Annotated in this window: 18 protein-coding genes; 3 read left to right on the top strand and 15 right to left on the bottom strand. The window is 35.3% G+C overall.

Annotated elements, in window-relative coordinates:
- Positions 1-27: 27 nt before the first annotated feature.
- From H6F39_RS09825 to H6F39_RS09770, 12 genes are all read right to left on the bottom strand, one after another.
- A complete protein-coding gene (locus H6F39_RS09825) occupies positions 28-1,047 on the bottom strand; it encodes a glycosyltransferase family 1 protein (RefSeq protein ID WP_228036457.1) in 1,020 nt (339 codons plus the stop codon).
- Between the two features lie 207 nt (positions 1,048-1,254).
- Positions 1,255-2,022 (bottom strand): class I SAM-dependent methyltransferase, encoded by a 768-nt coding sequence (locus H6F39_RS09820; RefSeq protein ID WP_137907179.1) that lies wholly within the window; start codon positions 2,020-2,022, stop codon positions 1,255-1,257.
- Between the two features lie 131 nt (positions 2,023-2,153).
- Entirely contained in the window at positions 2,154-3,278 is a 1,125-nt protein-coding gene (locus H6F39_RS09815; protein WP_190396628.1) for a DegT/DnrJ/EryC1/StrS aminotransferase family protein, read from the bottom strand.
- A 7-nt stretch (positions 3,279-3,285) separates the two neighbouring features.
- Complete coding sequence (locus H6F39_RS09810) at positions 3,286-3,723, bottom strand: hypothetical protein (protein WP_137907177.1); 438 nt, start codon at positions 3,721-3,723, stop codon at positions 3,286-3,288.
- Positions 3,724-4,039: 316 nt separating this feature from the next.
- The gene (locus H6F39_RS09805) at positions 4,040-4,594 is read right to left on the bottom strand and encodes a methyltransferase, TIGR04325 family (RefSeq protein ID WP_190371231.1); all 555 of its coding nucleotides are present in this window, start codon (positions 4,592-4,594) and stop codon (positions 4,040-4,042) included.
- Between the two features lie 134 nt (positions 4,595-4,728).
- Positions 4,729-5,589 carry a 6-hydroxymethylpterin diphosphokinase MptE-like protein gene (locus H6F39_RS09800; protein ID WP_190371232.1) on the bottom strand — a complete coding sequence of 287 codons (861 nt, stop codon included), beginning with the start codon at positions 5,587-5,589 and terminating at the stop codon, positions 4,729-4,731.
- Positions 5,586-7,832 carry an N-acetylneuraminate synthase family protein gene (locus tag H6F39_RS09795; protein WP_190371233.1) on the bottom strand — a complete coding sequence of 749 codons (2,247 nt, stop codon included), beginning with the start codon at positions 7,830-7,832 and terminating at the stop codon, positions 5,586-5,588. The genes H6F39_RS09800 and H6F39_RS09795 overlap by 4 nt, the downstream gene beginning before the upstream one ends.
- 30 nt (positions 7,833-7,862) lie before the next feature.
- Positions 7,863-8,525: a TylF/MycF/NovP-related O-methyltransferase gene (locus H6F39_RS09790; RefSeq protein WP_190371234.1), complete on the bottom strand. Its 663-nt coding sequence runs from the start codon at positions 8,523-8,525 to the stop codon at positions 7,863-7,865.
- 17 nt (positions 8,526-8,542) lie between these two features.
- The gene (locus H6F39_RS09785; protein ID WP_190396627.1) at positions 8,543-9,223 is read right to left on the bottom strand and encodes a cytidylyltransferase domain-containing protein; all 681 of its coding nucleotides are present in this window, start codon (positions 9,221-9,223) and stop codon (positions 8,543-8,545) included.
- 2 nt (positions 9,224-9,225) lie between these two features.
- Entirely contained in the window at positions 9,226-10,497 is a 1,272-nt protein-coding gene (locus H6F39_RS20695) for an ABC transporter ATP-binding protein (RefSeq protein ID WP_137907171.1), read from the bottom strand.
- A 166-nt stretch (positions 10,498-10,663) separates the two neighbouring features.
- Entirely contained in the window at positions 10,664-11,500 is an 837-nt protein-coding gene (locus tag H6F39_RS09775) for an ABC transporter permease (protein ID WP_137907170.1), read from the bottom strand.
- Between the two features lie 13 nt (positions 11,501-11,513).
- A complete protein-coding gene (locus H6F39_RS09770; protein WP_137907169.1) occupies positions 11,514-11,939 on the bottom strand; it encodes a hypothetical protein in 426 nt (141 codons plus the stop codon).
- Between the two features lie 793 nt (positions 11,940-12,732).
- On the opposite strand from H6F39_RS09770, the gene H6F39_RS09765 reads away from it, so the two are divergent.
- Positions 12,733-14,928 (top strand): tyrosine-protein kinase domain-containing protein, encoded by a 2,196-nt coding sequence (locus H6F39_RS09765; protein WP_137907168.1) that lies wholly within the window; start codon positions 12,733-12,735, stop codon positions 14,926-14,928.
- A 162-nt stretch (positions 14,929-15,090) separates the two neighbouring features.
- Positions 15,091-15,885, top strand: coding sequence for a WecB/TagA/CpsF family glycosyltransferase (locus tag H6F39_RS09760; RefSeq protein WP_137907229.1), 795 nt, complete (start codon positions 15,091-15,093; stop codon positions 15,883-15,885).
- Positions 15,886-15,931: 46 nt separating this feature from the next.
- Here the strand turns inward: H6F39_RS09760 and H6F39_RS09755 are convergent, their stop codons facing one another.
- The 3 genes from H6F39_RS09755 to H6F39_RS09745 form a co-directional block, all read right to left on the bottom strand.
- The gene (locus H6F39_RS09755) at positions 15,932-16,861 is read right to left on the bottom strand and encodes an alpha/beta fold hydrolase (protein WP_137907167.1); all 930 of its coding nucleotides are present in this window, start codon (positions 16,859-16,861) and stop codon (positions 15,932-15,934) included.
- A 19-nt stretch (positions 16,862-16,880) separates the two neighbouring features.
- A complete protein-coding gene (locus H6F39_RS09750) occupies positions 16,881-17,384 on the bottom strand; it encodes a DUF4112 domain-containing protein (RefSeq protein ID WP_137907166.1) in 504 nt (167 codons plus the stop codon).
- A 139-nt stretch (positions 17,385-17,523) separates the two neighbouring features.
- A complete protein-coding gene (locus H6F39_RS09745; protein ID WP_137907165.1) occupies positions 17,524-18,393 on the bottom strand; it encodes a YihY/virulence factor BrkB family protein in 870 nt (289 codons plus the stop codon).
- Between the two features lie 256 nt (positions 18,394-18,649).
- Between H6F39_RS09745 and H6F39_RS09740 the strand changes: the two genes are divergently transcribed.
- Positions 18,650-18,928 carry a Uma2 family endonuclease gene (locus H6F39_RS09740; protein WP_242028631.1) on the top strand — a complete coding sequence of 93 codons (279 nt, stop codon included), beginning with the start codon at positions 18,650-18,652 and terminating at the stop codon, positions 18,926-18,928.
- Positions 18,929-19,018 lie beyond the last annotated feature (90 nt).

The following is a 19,018-nucleotide window of genomic DNA, read 5'->3' as shown; positions in this document are numbered from 1 at the left end:
TTCTAACTAATAATATTCTTACTAAAACTACTTCCAACAATGTCTAATTGCCTCAAAATCATCAATAACTGAAAAAATCTCTTGCACATAATCCTTTGGTGTCCACTTGTATGCTTTTTCCCAGCCACGTTCTATCAAACTTTGACGGAGAATAGAATCTTCCGATAAATATTTAATAGCCTCAGCAATTTCTTCTGGCTGTTTAGGATTAACCAGTAAAGCAGCATCTCCTAGTTGTTCTTTTGCACCTGACACATTAGATGCAATTACAGGACATCCCAAAGCCATAGCTTCTAATGGTGGTAAGTTATCAGGACCAAAGAATGACATAAAGGTGAGAGCAAAAGCATGACGATACAGGGGTGCTATATCCTCTTGAGAGACAAAACCCAGAAAATGTACTTGTTGTGATAAATCAAGTTCTTGCACCATTTCTTTGACATGAGACTGATTGCCTTTATCAGAGCCGACAAAGACTAATGAAAACTCTAAATTGTACTTTTCTTTTAACAATTTAATCGCTAGTAATAAACCAATATGATTTTTATGTGGCCAAAATTGAGCGGGGTAAAATAAGTATTGACTAGGTAGATTATATTTTTTTAGAATCTCTTGATCTATCAGACTCCCTTCTGATGGGAATTTGGGGGTAAAAAAAGGAATAACTTTAATTCTTTCACTAGGAATCTGATAAAACTTTTCAATTTCTGCTTTGCCTACTTCTGTTCCAGTAATAATAAATGTAGCACGTCTCAATATTTTGGAATGAAAATTTTCTCGCCAGTCCCATTGCCCCCATTCTTGTTCAGATATACTCACTTCTGGAAAATAGGGCTGTAATCTGTGTTGTAAATCCCAAACAGTAGTTATATAGGGATAATTGACTGTAGGGCATCCTGGTACAAGAGATAAAGTTACATCTATTTGATTTAATTTTAATAAATTTAATATGTATTTTTCATACCATTCTTCAATTTGAAATTTACATCTTGGATGTCTTAATTTGTGAAATATAGCTTTTGTTATCAGGAATATTTTAGATTGCATTCTTTGTTTGAATGAGCTATGGAGAGAGACTGATTGAACAGGCGAAGATAATATATAATCCGGGATTTTTTGATTGGATATGTATAAAACAAATGTATGCCTACTTTTAGGAGCTAAATTTAATATACTTTCTAATAACTGATTTTCAAAAGTATAACCTCCTCCTACATCTGGGAGTTGATTGCTAATAAACAAACCGACTTTCATTTAATTCCTCACAACAAAATAAACCTTCCAGGTTTTGAGTCCTGGCTGTTGGTTAGTCAGCCACTCCTGAGAAGTAACTAACTGCATTTGCAGTCCACTTAACAGAAATTCTATTTCAGATTTAAACAGATAGCGCATTGTGTGGGTTTCTCGTAGCTCGTCAACAGCACCACTATTTTTATCTTTAATAAAGACATGATAATTCACATCTACGCAATTCTCATTCGGATAAATCACAGGCTCGGCAATGCGAGTTACCTGAATTAATTCATCTTCTAGATGTTTAACTCTCACCGTTGGCAGTTCTGTTAATACTGCTGAACCATACCAAATATCAAATACAAAAATCCCCCCTGGTTTTAAATGAGTTTTCACTGTAGTAAATGCAGCTAATAAATCTTCATTAGTGGTTTGATAGCTAATGACATGAAATAGAGACAGGACAACATCAAATTTTTGATCAAGTCGAACTTGACGAATATCACCATGGGTAAATTGCAATCTTTTGGATAATTCCTGCGGACATTGAGAGAGTCGTTCATGGGCAAGGTGTAGCATTTCTTGGCTCAAGTCTACACCATGAAGATGGTAGCCCATTTTTGCCAGCAGTGTAGCGTGATTTCCTGTACCACAACCTAGTTCTAGAATGTTTTTACTATCTGGTGCATGGGTTTGAATCAGACTATGGATAAATTCAGCTTCCCCTACATAATCTTTATCACGGTAGAGTAGGTCATAGTAGGGTGCATAGTTACCAAAAACAGTCATATTAACGAATTAATTGTAATTGTTGGGAATAATTAATTATGATGCTTTTGAATTTGAAATTTATTTGGTTATCAGGAGGAATATTTGAAATTAATTAACATGATTAATTTAACATGATTAATTTCATCTCCTTAATAAGTCTCAGTCAGGATTTGGTTAACAGTTTTAGCAACAGTGATGATTTGTTCTTCAGTCAATGCTAATCCACTAGGAATATAAAAACCTCGCCGCGCCAAATTTTCCGCTACTGGACAGGAAATACCCGCAAATAATCCCATTTTTTTAAACACGGGTTGCTCGTGCATACACCAGAAAAAAGGACGAGTCCCAATCTTGTGATTAGCCAGCTTTTTCATGGCTATTTGTTTATCAAAGGGAACTTCATCTTTGAGGACAATACCATATACCCAATAAATATTTTCTGCATAGTCTGTCTTGAGTATTGGTAGTTGAATATTGGGTATATCTGCTAATAATTCAGTATACAGTTGCCCCATCCAGCGTTTACGGGCAACAAATTCATCTAAACGTTCTAATTGAGCTACTCCCACCGCTGCTTGGAGGTTACTCATTCTCATGTTCCACCCCAATTCTTCATGGACAAACCGTTTTTGGGGTTGAAAGCAGAGGTTACGTAGAGATAGACAGCGTTCAGCTAACTCAGGATTATCGGTAACAATTATTCCTCCTTCACCAGTGGTAATGTGTTTATTGGGATAAAAACTAAAGGTGCTAATGTCGCCGAAGCTACCGCAAGGACGGTTTTTATAGGTCTGCCCGTGCATCTCGGCGGCATCTTCAATGATGTATAATCCATATTTATCGGCTAAATTTAGTACTGAGTCCATATCCACTGGTAAGCCGTAGATGTGAACCACCATAATGGCTTTTGTGCGGGGGGTGATTTTCGCTTCAATATCACAGACATCCATATTCCAGGTGATGGGATCTGAGTCCACAACTACAGGGGTAGCACCAGCACGGACAATGGCCGCAGCACAGGAAATGATGGTGAATGTGGGGAGAATGACTTCATCTCCTGGTCCAATATTTAGGGCAGCTATAGCAGCATCTAGGGCAACAGAACCATTACTGACAGTAATACCATATTTGCGACCAACACGGGCGGCAAATTCCTGTTCTAGTTGTTTGACAAAAAGTCCTTCTGAGGAAATCCAACCTGTGTCAATACACTCAATCAGATATTTCTTTTCGTTACCATTTAATAATGGTTGGTTAACGGGAATTGGGTTCATTTTATGGCTACACAAATTCTACAACTTTTGCTTCTTCGGCGGTAATACCCACAAATCTGGTTTTGTCCTGTTCTCCCACGTAAGGACCTTGTTTAACTTCAATCATTTCAATTTCTTCTAATACTTTGAATCCGTGTCCTCCAGTTACTAAGAGGATAACATCACCTGTTTCTAGAACGCGACTTTCTAAATATTTTTGTTGGTCGTTGTAGAAGTCTACGCGGAGTTTACCACTTTTGATAAACAGGACTTCTTGTGTGTAGCTAACTTGGCGAATTACAGGATTATGAACATGAGGTTGAATGACTTTTCCTGTGGAGTGGCGCATATAAGCCAGTTGTTGGGAAAGTTCATTGGGGGTGAAAAAGTGAATTCCGGGTTGATTGAATCGGTGAGATAGGATTAATGCAAGTAGCTGGTTTTGATGGGTAATTTTTTCTATCATTCATTTGCGATTAAATAAATTAATATTTTAGTTTGCCTTAATACAAAGTTTGATCATAAGTGCAGATATTGCTCAATTCAGTAATGTGAAATATAAGCCAGAATAAACAGGAACAGAATATTCAGGGTAAAACGGGATTATACAACTATCAACTCTATCTTCCCAAATATCAACTAACTTATAACCAATATCAGTTAGTGAATCAATAAACTGCTTCCGATTAAAAATAAACTGTGGATAAAATACTTTTCCGCCATTTTGGAGGCTTACAAACTGTTTTCCATCATATAAAGGTAAGCGATTAATCAATAAGTGATTAGGTGGTTGTTCTAGGCAAGCAAGCAAGCGAATCAACATATTGTAAAGAACCAGAAGCAATAAAAATATTTTTTCCATTAGCTTCTATAAATTCTGTTGTAAAAGACAAAGATGGAGAAGAATTTAGGTCTTGAGCTAATTTCTCTCCAGCTTTTGCAATTGCAGGTACATCACAGACTGTCCAATTTAATCCCTCAGGATATTTTAAGATGGTGGAATAACTGTAAAAATGATTGCCAACATTGCCACCAAAGTCAAATACAGTAAGTTTGTTAGAGGATTGATTAAAGATTTGACTTAGCCAAAATAAAACTGGATAGTCATAGGAAGCGATGTTCGTAGACAATTTATCCTTGTATTCTTGAGCCAAATCAAGATTATCATATCCTATTGATTTAGTTTTTGGAGCAGATGCTATAGCTTCTTCAACGGTTGAAAATACACCTCGAAAGCAGCCATAGCACTCACCCGAAAATCTGCCCTCGTATTTCTTGGACTGAAAAAGGCGATAGATTTTTTTTGCAAATGGGATGTTTTTGATGATTTGTTTCATATTCTTGGGTTCAGGGTAGGTATAACTGTGATTAAAGTTGTCGTTTTATAATTTTAATTTTATCCAGTTGAATGGTACTTTGATAGAAAGTATGATCTTTTACCGATCATAGCCAGTTTTTTCCATGCTTCACTCTAAACAATAAACAAGGACTCATAATCAACTTTATCAAATACATCAAGCAAACTACGTTTAGTTGCATTAAATATTTTAATATTTTTTGACTGTGCTATTGTATTTAGCATTTCATACTGATTCCAAAGTCTAATGTAATTTAACAACTCAGGTTTAAATGTAGATATATCAGTGATAAGTTTTGCTTTTTCTTCTGGATAAAAATGTTGATTAGCAAATTTCCCTGAAAAATTTAATATTGAATCATGATCACATCCTAATAGATAAATCTCAGAAAACCCCATAAAAATAGCAGACTGTAGAGCCATTATTGTGACAGACATAGGAGATAAAACAGGCTGACATAAATCCACATCTTTATCTAATTCTATTGCGCTTGTATTGTGATAATATACATTATGATCTAAGAAAATATTGTTCTGATTGACTCTGGCATATTCATTTATGCCCAAGAAAAAACTACATTTTTTAGATATATCTCCAATTTCTTTTAATAATTGTAAATAATTTTCTATGTTATGGGGTGGATGCCAAGGAGCAATACAATAGTACTGTGGATCAATTAACCTAAAATCTGGATGTAAATAAAAATTACTAACAGCAATACAAAATTCGTTTTTTAGTAATTTCAAGTTCTGATCATTAATTGATGGACCAGTTGCCAAAATAAAACATCGGTTTCCTTGATGAATATTTTTTAGCTCTCGATTTTGTTTTGTAATAGCATACTCTTTATGTGAGTGTCTATTGTTAGAAATAGTTTTATTTCTAATTGATCTGAAAATGTCTTGAAATCCTGGAGGTAAAGTCCAGAATGCTATTTGTTTGATTGTTTTTTTAGCCTTACTTTTAAGATTCATAGTAGTCTCTCTAACTTCTCTAATGCAATCCAAAAACCCTCACCTTCATTTTTATGTCCCTGCCAAATTTCAGGAATAAAAGAAGCTTGAGAAGCATACTTTTCAAGGTCTTCTGCTAGGGAATAAAAGTCAATTTCACCTTCACCGATTTGTAAACCTTCCCCATCAACACCTTTAGCATCAGCAATGTGTAAATGAGCAGTGTAAGGTCCAATTTGTTCAAGAAATTCTTTGAATGATGTTTTGTGATAAGTACAAGCTAGTTTGGAATGAGAGATATCTAAGCAAATACGATAGTTATGTTGACGACAAAAATCAGTAATGTCTTTCGGATTTACAAAAAGATTGTGATTTCGTTGTCCTCCAAAATGCCAAGGAAAGGGGGGCATGGTTTGAGGGATGATTTCGACTCCATCTGCATCTAGTTGAGATAGACTATCGTCAAGTGTTTTATATAGTTGCTGGCGAACTGACAAAGATAATAAAGTATCATTTGTAAATCCACCAACATTGGTAACAATGCAGGGGCGACTTGCTCGGTTGAAAAACGGTTTTAATTGTCGAGTAATGTCGATCACTCGTTGTAATTCTTTAATTGATAGTTGACGGTAATCTTTGTCTTGGGAAGATAGATCCAATAAGTGATCGCCTGCAAACAACTCTGGAGCGTGTACAATTACATCTAAATCATAGACTTGATCAATATACTGGTGAATATCAACTTCTAAATCTTTATAGCTCAGATGAAATTCTAGTAAATCAGGATTTGATTGTGACAATAGAGTTTTAAAGTCATGGTAGCGAACTGGAACACCCCAAGGTCGTTTAAAACGATAATCTCTTGCTTTGACTTGTTCCACTTCTAAGTCGCTAGGGTAAAAAAAATCACCTGCTTTTAGTGATCGCCTGGAACGTTTACCAATTAACTCTGTCTTCCGATTGGGTTGTAAACCTTTTCCGGGACTTTTTACATCAATCATGGATTCAGTAATGATTTGTCCTACCTCTAAATCGCAGTTAATCACCAAACTCTTAGCCAAGTTTTCTCGGTTCATTAATTCCCCTTGACTGAGGTTTCGCTCTCCATTTGTACCCAGAGATTGTTCTACTTGGCGAATTCCTTCAATCATCAGCCGAAATTCATCTGGTAATAAACTCACTTTGTGGTCATTACCTTCCATTGTTTTGTCTAGGGTGAAGTGTTTTTCTATTACCTTAGCACCCTTAGCTACGGCGGCGATCGCTACATGAATACTCCGTTCATGGCCGGAATAACCAACGGGACAATTACCAATTTCTTTTAGACGGTCTATATAGTTTAGATTGACATCTTTAAAGGGGGCTGGATAGGTTGAGTTACAGTGCAGCAAAACATACATCGCACCTAACCGATTTAGTAATGCCACTGCGTCAATTATCTCAGCTTCAGCCGACATCCCCGTTGAACAAATTAATGGCTTACCTGTTTTTGCTAAAGCCGTGAGTAAATCATAGTTAGTCAAATCAGCCGAGGCCACTTTATAAGCCTGTATTCCATACTGTTCTAGCACAGATAAACTCTCAATATCCCAGGGTGTACAAAGGGGTAAAATTCCCTGTCTTTGACAGTAATCAAAGGCCGTGAACATTTCATCGGTTGTTAATTGGAAACGAGTTAACAAATCTAGAGTATATTGTGACCCTAAATCTTCACTAGCATCATTAGCATTCCCAGCATTCCGATATAGTGATTTGAGATCGCGCATTTGGAACTTTGCACAGTCTGCACCTACCGCTACCGCTTGATCAATTAACTGTTTAGCAAGTTCCAAGCTACCATTGTGATTATTGCCAATTTCCGCAATGACAAAAGTAGGAGATTGGGCATCAATGATAAAATTTCCGATCCGAATACCTGCTGACTTCCGACAAGCAACTGCAACTAAATGACGGTTATTGTCTAAAAGGGGAATGAATTCAACTTCATTAGAAAAGTAAGATTGAATCTTTACAGGATCATCATTGTAATTAGCAAATTTATAGTTTTTGTTAGAAATTTTTGAGACTGGTTGATTGAGATTAATAGATTCTTGTTGCACCAACCAACGGCGAAAGTCTCCGTCTGTGAGGACACCTTCTAAAACACCTGCTTCTGTCACCGAGAAAATAATGCGGTTTTTGTTGTCGCTGATTTTTTTCAGGGCATTTAATATATCGTCTTCAGCGAAAACAATGTACTTTAATAAATTTTTGTCAATGATCATAATACTTTAATTTTTAAAAAATTTTAAAAGTTAATTTTTCACAATATAACAAGGTGTCATACAAAATGGAAATTTATTTATCACCACATCTTGATCCTGAAAATACTCATCTACAGCTTTTGTTTCTCCAGGAAAAACACCGTAATCGTCTATAATTAGTACCCACCCCCTGACAATTCTAGGAAACAGTAATTCTAAAATTACAGAGGCAGGTTCGTATATATCAGTATCTAAATTGAGAAGAGAAATTTTTAATTCTGGATGGTCATTCACATAATTGGGGACTGTTTTTAAAATGTCTCCCTTCACTAATTCTACATTCTTGTCAACTCCCTTAATTTTTAGCACTTTTGTAAGCTGATCTACATCAATACTTTCTTCCCCCGCACTATCAATAAAAAGCTGTCTAGGTGCTTTGTCTTCCTGAAAATCAGTTTCAGGAAATTTACCATAGATATCAAAACCAATTATTTTTTTAGCGTGGGAATTACTGAATAAATCTCGAAATGTGGCGAACCTTGTCAATGATGTTCCTTTAAAAACGCCACATTCTACTATTGCTCCTGGTATGTTTACCACCATTTTGTATAATTCATAATGAGCTAATAACTTAGCAATTCTGCTATTATCACAGGATAGGTAGAAGTTATTTTCGTATTCAAATGCCTTGGAAAAATCAGGTAGATTAATCATGTTTTTTTTTAGAACTATTAAGGTTTACGTTTGTAATTGATTAAAAACTCTATATACTGAAAATCCTCTAACGAATCAATTTCCCAACTTTGATCTTCATCCATCACAAACAGAGAAACTTTACCGCCCAATCGGTTATTTAATTCTTTTAAAACCCAGGGTTTAAAGATATAAATTGAACCATTTTCCATATATTGGAGGTTTAAATCTTGGCGACGGGGACGGTGGTGATAGTCATAGTTGATAGACTGGGAAACATCATCTACTTGATGCCAAATAAAGCGATGGGTTGGAGAAACTGAAAGGAGAGAATCAGCGTTTTCCACTCTGATTTGCTCAATAGCGCGATCTATATCTAGTCCGGTGCGTAAAGGGGATGTACATTGTAGGAAGACTATAAGTTCTGGGTTAATTCCCTCTTTTTCAATCTCTGTTAAGGCATGAATAAGAGCCGATTCTGAAGAAGCAGTATCGTCGGCAAGTTCAGGGGGTCGGTGAATAATACTTGCACCATAGTCTGTTGAAATTTGGGCAATTTCGGCATCGTCTGTGGTAACGTAAATGCGATCGACTAGATGGGATTCTTGTGCATCTAGGATAGAATGGGCGATTAAAGGTTTATTAGCTAGAGGACGAATGTTTTTGTAAGGGACTCCTTTTGAGCCTCCACGTGCAGGAATGCAAGCTATAACAGTCATTATTAAAATTTACCAACTACTTCAGTTTTTCTTGTTTCCCAAGGAAGCATTGGTAATAAATAACCTTTGCGATATCCTCGCGTATTTACATCTCCAGTCTCAACAAGACTAAAAATTAATGCTTCCACGCTTTCGTATACCTCAACCCCAGGGATTCCAGATCCCAATCTTAAAATGTAGCGTCCACTATTTAACCACAACCCTGGTATTCTGACTTGAGTTTTGTAAATACCTGGTTCACGATATTCTAAAAGACCATTATCCTGATCACAATCTTCTAATGACATAATATGGGAACCGTCACTTCCATGAAAATTTAATGCAATGACTGCCGCCCGAACTGAGTTGCATACTTCATAAACTGTTTCAATAATGAAATCTCTACGAACATCTAACTCACCATCTACCGAACCATTTTCATCTAAAAGTCTACATTCCATAATTCTTATTGGAGTATTTTTTCTGGCTGGATTCTTCCATAAACGTCCACCCAAATATCCAGAAGTAAGATATCTCTCTGTAGATGCTTCACTATTACCATTGAATACAAGACAGCCTTTTTCTAAAAAAAGACATTTCTTTGTCAAACTTAGAATTGCCCCCATATTATGACTCACAAACAAAACCGTCCTTCCCTCCTTCCCCACATCCTCCATTTTTCCCAAACACTTCTTTTGAAACTGGGCATCCCCCACCGCCAAAACCTCATCGACAATTAAAATCTCTGGTTCCAAATGTGCCGCCACCGCAAACGCCAACCGCACATACATCCCAGAAGAATACCGTTTTACGGGCGTATCCAGAAACTTCTCCACCTCCGCAAACGCAACTATCTCATCAAACTTGCGTTTAATCTCTTCCTTACCCATGCCCAAAATTGCCCCATTGAGAAATATATTTTCTCTCCCTGTTAACTCTGGATGAAACCCTGTTCCTACCTCTAATAAACTGGCAACTCTACCCTTGATTTTGATGCTTCCTTGAGTTGGTTCTGTAATGCGGCTTAAAATCTTTAATAGTGTTGATTTACCTGCACCATTGCGCCCAATAATGCCAACTCTATCACCTTGTTTAATTTCAAATGAAACATCCTTTAAAGCCCAAAACTCTTCAAAAGCGGGATTTTCCTTTTTAGCTTGAGGATTAATCAAACTACCGAGAGATTTAACTTTATTAGTAATCACATCTCGCAGTGCTGTGTAGCGTTCCTGTTGCTGATGACCAATAATATATTTTTTACCTAAATTTTCAACGCGAATCACTGTATCAGACATCTTTAAAAAAATAAATTAGTTTCCGTCAATTTTGTAGAATCCAGGTGCTATTATCAATAGATAGTCCTTATTGAGAAAAGTAGATCTATCTTTTTTTACAAAAAACTGCTACAATCTTTATCTGATAATCTTTTTAGACTATTTAGTTATCCCGTCAGGTTATCAACTAAATCACATCAGCAAATGTCTGTTCCATTTTGCGAAAATACCAAATTCCACTCAATAATAGTAAAACTACTAACATCATCGAAAGAATAAAACCTGGTAAATATAATTTTGATTCCCCTCCTAAAATTGTCCACCTAAAACCATCTATTACTCCTACCATTGGATTTAAGGAATAGATAAATCTCCACTGTTCAGGAACTATACTGCTACTAAATCCTACAGGTGAAATGTACAAACCAAACTGCACTATAAAAGGGACAATAAACCGAAAATCTCGATACTGCACATTCAATGAAGCTAACCACAAACCCGCACCCATAGAAGCAGCAAAAGCGATACCAATAAACAATGGTAAAGTCAAAATCCGCCAACTAGGAACAAAGTTATACCATGCCATTAATGCCAATAAAATCATTCCCGAAATCATAAAATCTACAAAGCTAACTACTATCGCACTGGTCGGTACTACCAACCGAGGAAAATAGACTTTAGAAAGTAAATTGGCATTAGTAATTAAACTATTACTGCACTCCGAAAGAGAATTGGAAAAAAACTGCCAAGGTAACATAGCGGAAAATACAAGAATTGGATAGGGCGCACCTTCTGAGGGTAATTTCGCCAATTGTCCAAATACAACTGTAAATACTACCATTGTCAAAAAAGGACGAATTAACGCCCAAATAATACCAATGACAGTTTGTTTATATCTAACTAAAATATCTCTCCATGCTAGGAAATAAAATAATTCTCGATAACGCCAGATGTCTTGCCAATATTGCTTTTCTGTACGCCCTGCTTCAATTATTAATTCTGGGTGAAAATTCGGTTCTTTCATAATATTTGAAATATCAATTTATAACCCGGAAATCTTTAACACTTTTATCGCCTAGCATCCGAGATTGTCTATAAGTAAACTCTCCCACAGAAGGATTAAGATGGGGATGAATTACACCTGTTGCTTGTTGCCAAAGTTCTGCCGGTGCAAGAGATAATTCATATCTAGATTCATGCTTATAGACATGATACCATTTTGTTTCTTGGCACTCTTCACACCAAAAAGCCTCTAGCCACTCACCATGTAAAGAAACCGTGGTTTTAGTATTAACTAAAATCATGGCTTCTCGACGAGAAATACCCCGTTTTTGGAGTTGTCCAGCTTGTTCGGTAAATAGTCCATATTTTTGGCTAACACTATCTATATAGCAGTTATGTATTGGACAATAGATAGCTCTGCGTTTAGAACGTTTCCGATTTCGATCACACCTTTTCTGCACTTTGGCCTCCTGATCATTAACTAAAAAATAGATCCTAAGAAGGTTGTATGGCAAGGACTGAGATCAAAAAGACCATCAAAGCCCAATTCCTGATTCAACATTGTTTGAGGTATTAATTTTTTTAGCTTAGGAACGTGGATTTATTAATTTACAATTCTTTGTAAAGACAGCGCAATCTAAGATTAGATTAACTCAATCAAGAGTTGTACTTTATTTAATTCACATTCTTATCTAATTTTTTCTGATTGGCTCATTTAAAGAGAATTTTTTACACCTATATTCTTTTGAAAATAGACTATGTTTTAAATTAGCATTGTTGCATAGTTTATTGTAGACAAATTGGCAAAAGGTTTGTAGGCTTGCAGATGAATCGGAAAAATCAACTTTTCTAGACTTGAGTAGATGTATTTGATAATTCAATCTCTCACTTTTGTAAAAAACTATGCTAATCGAGTGGTGTATCTGAATTTAGAAATACTAGATTGAAAGCAATTAAATGATAGTTAAAGATCAAAGTCAATATCTAATTTCCCGTTTTTCTTTAAGTTTAGACAATCTTTACAGCTTTTGACCAAAAACAGTTAAATTATAAATATTCTAAGAATATGTAACTTATCTACTGACAAATTTATCAATAATATATTTAGGAAAATGAAAGCTTACAGAGATTTTGCCAAGTTGTCCACTACAACTGATAAAACAGTGTTAATTTACAAATCAGTTAACTCTGCAAGTCCTATATTTAATTGAAATATCGAGTTAAAAATAAATTAGAAACTATATAAGGTTTGAGATGATAAAAACTACCTATGCTCTCCAGAATTTGTCTCATATAAATAGACAGCAGCATCAATCTACACCTTTCATTGACACAGTTCAGTCAGAAGAGAGTAATGAAGGTGGATTAAACTTAGGCAAATTATTGGCGGTTATTCGTCGCAGAATCATTATAATTGCCATTGGCACAACCACTTTTGCCTTTGCTAGTGTAGGATTAGCTTTGAATAAACCTCCAATGTATGTGTCTCAATTTAGACTTTTAACTGAACCGATAACAGCTGAAGATAAAGTAGCCCAAGACGACAGGTATAACAGAGGTGATTCTAACAAAATAGATGAAACTAAGTTAAATATTTTACAAAGTCCTAAACTGATATATCCTATCACTCAAAAAGTCCAGATGTATTACCCAGGTAGCAGCGCACCTGAACTTAATATCAAAATCCTACCTAATACTCAAATTTTAGAAGTTACTTACCAAGATCCTAACCCTAAGAAAGTTTTGTTTGTATTAAATCAAGTATCTGAATCATACTTAAAATACAGTTTAGATGAACGCCAAACAGAAACTAAATTGGGAATTAAATTTGTTGAAAAACAATTGCCACAACTACTAACGAGAGTAGAAAATCTTCAGTCACAACTACAAATTTTTCGGCAAAAATATGGGCTGATTAATGCTGAAGTTCAAGGACAGGAACTTGCTAGTCAATTTAACCAAATTGTACAGAAACGGCTAAATACAGAAATGCAATTAGCTAGAACTAAAACACTCTATACTAGTCTGCAAAAACAGTTGAGACTGGAAACTGATGAAGCAGAGGCTATTTCCATATTGAGTGAGTCTCCTGATTACCAGAAGCTATTAAGCCAACTCCAAGATAGAGAAACTGCAATTGCTATAAAATCATCTGAATATACAGAAAATAGTCCAAATATTCAAACCCTGCTGATTCAAAAACAAAATTTACTGGATTTAGTAGGCAGAGAAAAACGGCGACTTTTGGGAATAAAATTGTCAAACACAAAAATGAATTCCTTAGATTCAGTTACACCAAATTCGGCTCGTCTGCGAGAAATTCAAAAATTTCTTGAGATAAATAAACAAATTGAGGTATTAAAAACAGAAATCCAATCTCTTAATCAAGCTGAAAGTTCTTTGGGGCAACAAATTAAACGCTTTCCCTTTATTATTCGTCAAAAAGATGATTTAGAACGGCAATTAAAAATTTCTGTTGATAATCTTAATCACTTTTTAACGGAACGGGAAAGATTACGCATAGACTCAGCTCAAAAGCAGATACCTTGGCAGATACTTACTCCTCCTAGTCAGCCTAAAAATATTGCACCAAGTACCATAGAAAATTTAATTTTAGGAACAATTTTAGGTTTATTATTAAGCACAGGATTTGCTTTTATTATAGATAAGCTCAACAACGTATTTTATGACTTTGAGGAAGTTAAAGATAAAATTAAATTGCCAATATTAGGGAATATTCCTCATATTAGGTTTGAAAAGAATGGTAAGCTTTATCGAAAACAGAATAGCTCAAACTTCTGGGAATCTTTCCGCTCTATTTATACAAATATTTCTTTTTTAAATGGTGATAGTTCTCTCCGTTCTCTAGCAGTTATTTCGGCTGCTCCTGGAGATGGTAAATCAACAATTGCTTTTTACCTAGCTCAGACAGCAGCAGCAATGGGTAAACGGGTGTTGTTGGTAGATGCAAATTTGCGTCATCCTAGTATCCATAAAATGTTGGACTTACCGAATACAAAAGGATTAAGCAATCTGATTTCTGAAGGACTAAATTTTGAGAATGTTATACACACAAACAGTAGCAGTATTGGAGAAAAAAATTATGATGTGACGAAAGCGACTGCAAAAGATATGGGAAAATCATCTTTAGAGCATAACTTGTTTATATTGACTACTGGAGAAATTCCCCCAAATCCCACAATTTTGCTGTCATCTCCTCAGATGCAAAGCTTGACAGAACAATTTAAACAAAATTTTGATTTAATCATATATGATACATCGCATCTATTAGGTTTTGCAGATACTAATCTGCTGAGTAAATACACAGACGCAAGTATTTTGGCTATAAGAGTAGGTAAAACAAACCTTTCTGTTTTAGCCAAATCATTAGAGCAATTAAATTTCTCTTCTACTCCTATTTTGGGTGCGATTGCTATTGATAATATATAGGAATTTGGTTTAATTAATGCCTGTTCCCTGTTAAGAGTTCCCTTCTCTCAACTTCTCGGTTTAGCATAACAAGTACCGAATAACCTAAAATTTTTACAACTCAACAATATAAATAAAAAGATGCTAACTACAAAAAATGAAATTCAATACTTAAATTCATCTATGGAATTTGAAGTTTCAAGAAAGCCTGCCAAAATTGATATTATTGGCTCTCCTGTTACTGCTTTACCTTTTGAGGTACAAATAAATATCATATTAGAATGGGCGATGAATAAAGTTAGCAAAGTTATTTGCGTATCGAATACTCATATGCTTGTAGAGGCTTATTGGCATCCAGAGTTTTGCTCTGTTTTAAAGAGTGCGGATATTGTGACTCCTGACGGAATGCCGCTGGTTTGGATGTTGAAACTAATGGGTGTACATGCTCAAAACCGCGTTGCTGGTATGGATATTCTTTTATCTTTGTGTAAATTAACTCCACTAAGAAACATTCATCTTTTTTTCTTAGGTGCTGATGTAGTAACTCTAGAGAAGATGAGAAGGAAGTTAGAGCGTGTCTTTCCAAATGTAAAAATTGCTGGTATGGAGCCTTTTCCATTTCGTCCACTCACACACGCAGAGGATGAAGCTATTATCAAAAAGATTCATGATAGTGAGGCGGGAATAGTTTTAGTGGCTTTAGGATGTCCAAAACAGGAGTTATGGATGAACCAACACAAAAACAAAATTCAGGCTGTAATGATTGGCTTGGGTGGGGCATTTCCTGTCTTTGCAGAAAGTCATAAAAGAGCGCCGTATTGGATACGTCATTTAGGTTGTGAGTGGTTATATCGTTTGATTCAAGAACCATTGAGACTATTTAGTCGCTACAGTACAACTATCCCAACTTTCATGTGGTTAGCTTTAAAGCAAATCTCAAATTTGGCTCTAAGTAGGTTTACTATGAATTTACCGTAAGTGATTAGTGATTAGTTGTTGGTTATTCATTGTCAATTAGTAATTACTAATTAGTATCTTTTAAAAAGCCTAAAATTGCTGCATTGACAACATCAGCAGCACCTGTGGAGGCATCATGATAACAATTCTGCAAAATTTGTAAGCGAGAATTGGGGAGATATTGATGTAATTTTTCTGCATGACTAACAGGAAACCAACTATCTTGATCACCCCATAAAATTAAAGTTGGACATTCAATGTTTTTGAGATTTTTTTGAATATTACTCAACATATTAGGCTGATTTGTGCGGAAATTCTCGATTTCTTTGGCAGCAATTTGTAATTCTTCGGCAACTTTGACTACAGTTCCCGGAATTTCAATAAATGGGTACGTAATCCAATAAATATCTTCTTCGGTTAATAATGAGGGATCATATAATACCTTGCGTCTTTCTGTTCCCATAACTTGTCTAACTAAAGGTGCAAACCAATATGCTAGACGTAAATAATCAATTGCATGGATGATTTCTATTGGTGTTTGTGCCAGCAAATCCATAGCCCAATGAGGTAATGTTTCCGTGAAAATAGGAGCATTAATGACTACTAAACGTCCGATTAAATGAGGACTGACACCTGCTAATCCCAAGGAAATTAATGCCCCTATTGATTCTGCCACAATGATAGGTGGTTCATCACATAAACCCTGAATAATGCGTTTTAATTCAATAATTTGATGTCCATTTTTTTCTCGACGGGATAATGGCTTTTCGGAAAAACCAAAACCTTTAAAATCACAACAAATTACGCGAAAATGTTGAGATAATGGCTTAATACTAAGCCGCCAATTATAACTCCAACTGCCTAAACCATGTAATAAAATTAGGGGTTTACCCGTACCTTTTTCACCATAGGCTATTTGAATTGGATAACCTTGAGAATCGGTAATAGTGAGATTTTGCCGCCCTTGAGGAAAATTATCTTGCCACCAATCTTTCATAACTTTATGTAGGAGTAATTTAACTACCAGTGATAACTTGCCATAATATTCTTATTAATATCACGGGGATGGATATTAAGAGAATAGCAATCAGAAATAAGCCGATAATCAAGAGGAGGATAAAGGAGTTATTTGCTTTTTTGTTTTTGTGAGGATCTTTTAGGGCTTCTTCTAATAAAATGATATTATAATTATTAGCTTTCCAGGCAAAATCAAAGAAGTCTCCTAACATGGGAATAGAGCCAACTAAGGAATCAATAATCACATTCATGACCATCCTTCCTAATGTGGCTGTAGATAGGCCTAATTGTGCGGCTTCAATGATAATATAAAAGGAAAATATTAGTCCTAGAGCGTCACCACATAAAGGTAGTAATCCAATGATTGGATCTAAACCGATTCCCACTTGTGTTCCGGGAATGGTAATTATATTATCTAGTATTTTACTAAGTTGACGTAAACGTTTTAATCGAGGTGCATAACCATCAGTTGTGATAGAAAAGTGTTCAGGAGAATTAGGCATTATTCATGATTTCCGGTGGGTGATTGACTTTCCTATTATCTCATTTTCTAACTGAAATTTTTCAGATTTATTTGAGAAATATATAGTTGTTGCTTGACTGTAATTTAAAATCAGATTTTTCTGTTTTAATTTTCAATTTTTAATTCTTCATTTCTTCACCGACAGTTACATTTAATTGGTATCCGACTAAAAGAACAAAAGCACTCATCCATAACCATAACATTAAAACAATAACAGCACCCACTGCACCATAAACTTTATTATAATTGCCGAAATTCTTAACATAGAGGCGAAATATTGCAGAAACTATGGCCCAAAAAATAGCTGCTAAAATTGCTCCTGGTATTAGTGGTGTATTTGTTTTACATTTGCTAGGTCCATAGCGATAAACAAAAGCAAAAGCGGTTGCAACTGTAGCCAATGCTAAAGGCCAACGTAAAAATTGCCAAAGATGGGATATAAAGATTAAATAAGTATTGTTATTTACGACAATTCCCAGGAGTAAATCACTAATAAATACTAAAAAAGAAGCCAGCATTAATAATAATATAGTCCCGATTGTTAAACCAAGAGATATAAGTTTTGCTTGCCAAAAAGGACGCATTTTTTTGGGGTGAATTTGTTGAATTTGATCTAAAGCTGTCATAGCGGTATTAATTGCCCCAGAAGCTGTCCAAAGGGTAATTACAAAGCTCAGAGAAAATAAACTACTATTTTTAGAATTAGCAATTTCATGAGTAGTAAAATCACGAATTAATATCCAAGCTTCTTGGGGGACAATTTTACTCAGTTCTGTCGCTAGTTGAATAAATGTGTTTCGTAAAGATTCTGCAAATAAACCAATTGCTGTTAGTAAGGCTATAATTGCCGGAAATAGGGATAACATGGTATTAAAGGCTATTTCCGCAGCTAATCCTAACAGTCTTGTTTCTATTGTCCTGGCAAAAGTTTTTTTCAATGTGCGCCATTTTAAGTGACGAAAAAAGCTGATAAAATGAAAATTGAACATATTTAAGGGGGTTCTGGCAGAGTTTATCAGGCCTCCTCAGTGATTATACTATAAAAATCTATAATGAAGCAGGTAGTGGCAAGACTATAGCTATTCAGCGACAAAGTACCAATTTAATTCAAACTTGAGCAAGAAAATCAGGCTCAAGCCCGGAAAAGTCTGACTATGGCTTTAGGTGATGTTATTGATCAATTGATCAACTATACTGCATTTTTTGTAGTAATATGTATTAAGGGAATGGAATTATATTTATGTTATGGTTCAAATTACTCAAGCACCAGTCAATTATTTTTCCTTTGCAGATTACTATGCTTATGATGATGGTACTGGAAATCGCTATGAATTAGTGGATGGAGAATTAGTTTTAATGCCTCCAGAATCAATTTTTTACTCCGATGTATCAATGCGATTATTGTTGGAATTGGCTAAAATAGTCCCTCTTTATTTATTAAAATATAAAGAGATTATGATTGAGGTAAGTGGACGTAGGGCTAAGGTACGAATCCCTGATTTACAGCACTTCCCGGTGTTATGAGGTACAGTAACAACAATTAGTGAACCAATTTTTTAAATGTTGAGGATTCATCAAATCGAGAGCAACAGAAATAACTTTATCAACTATTTC

Source organism: Dolichospermum sp. FACHB-1250, from assembly GCF_014696335.1.
In the GTDB taxonomy this organism is placed as follows: domain Bacteria; phylum Cyanobacteriota; class Cyanobacteriia; order Cyanobacteriales; family Nostocaceae; genus Dolichospermum; species Dolichospermum planctonicum.
Note: the sequence above shows the minus strand (reverse complement) of the source record. Positions and strands in the feature narration are given on the sequence as shown.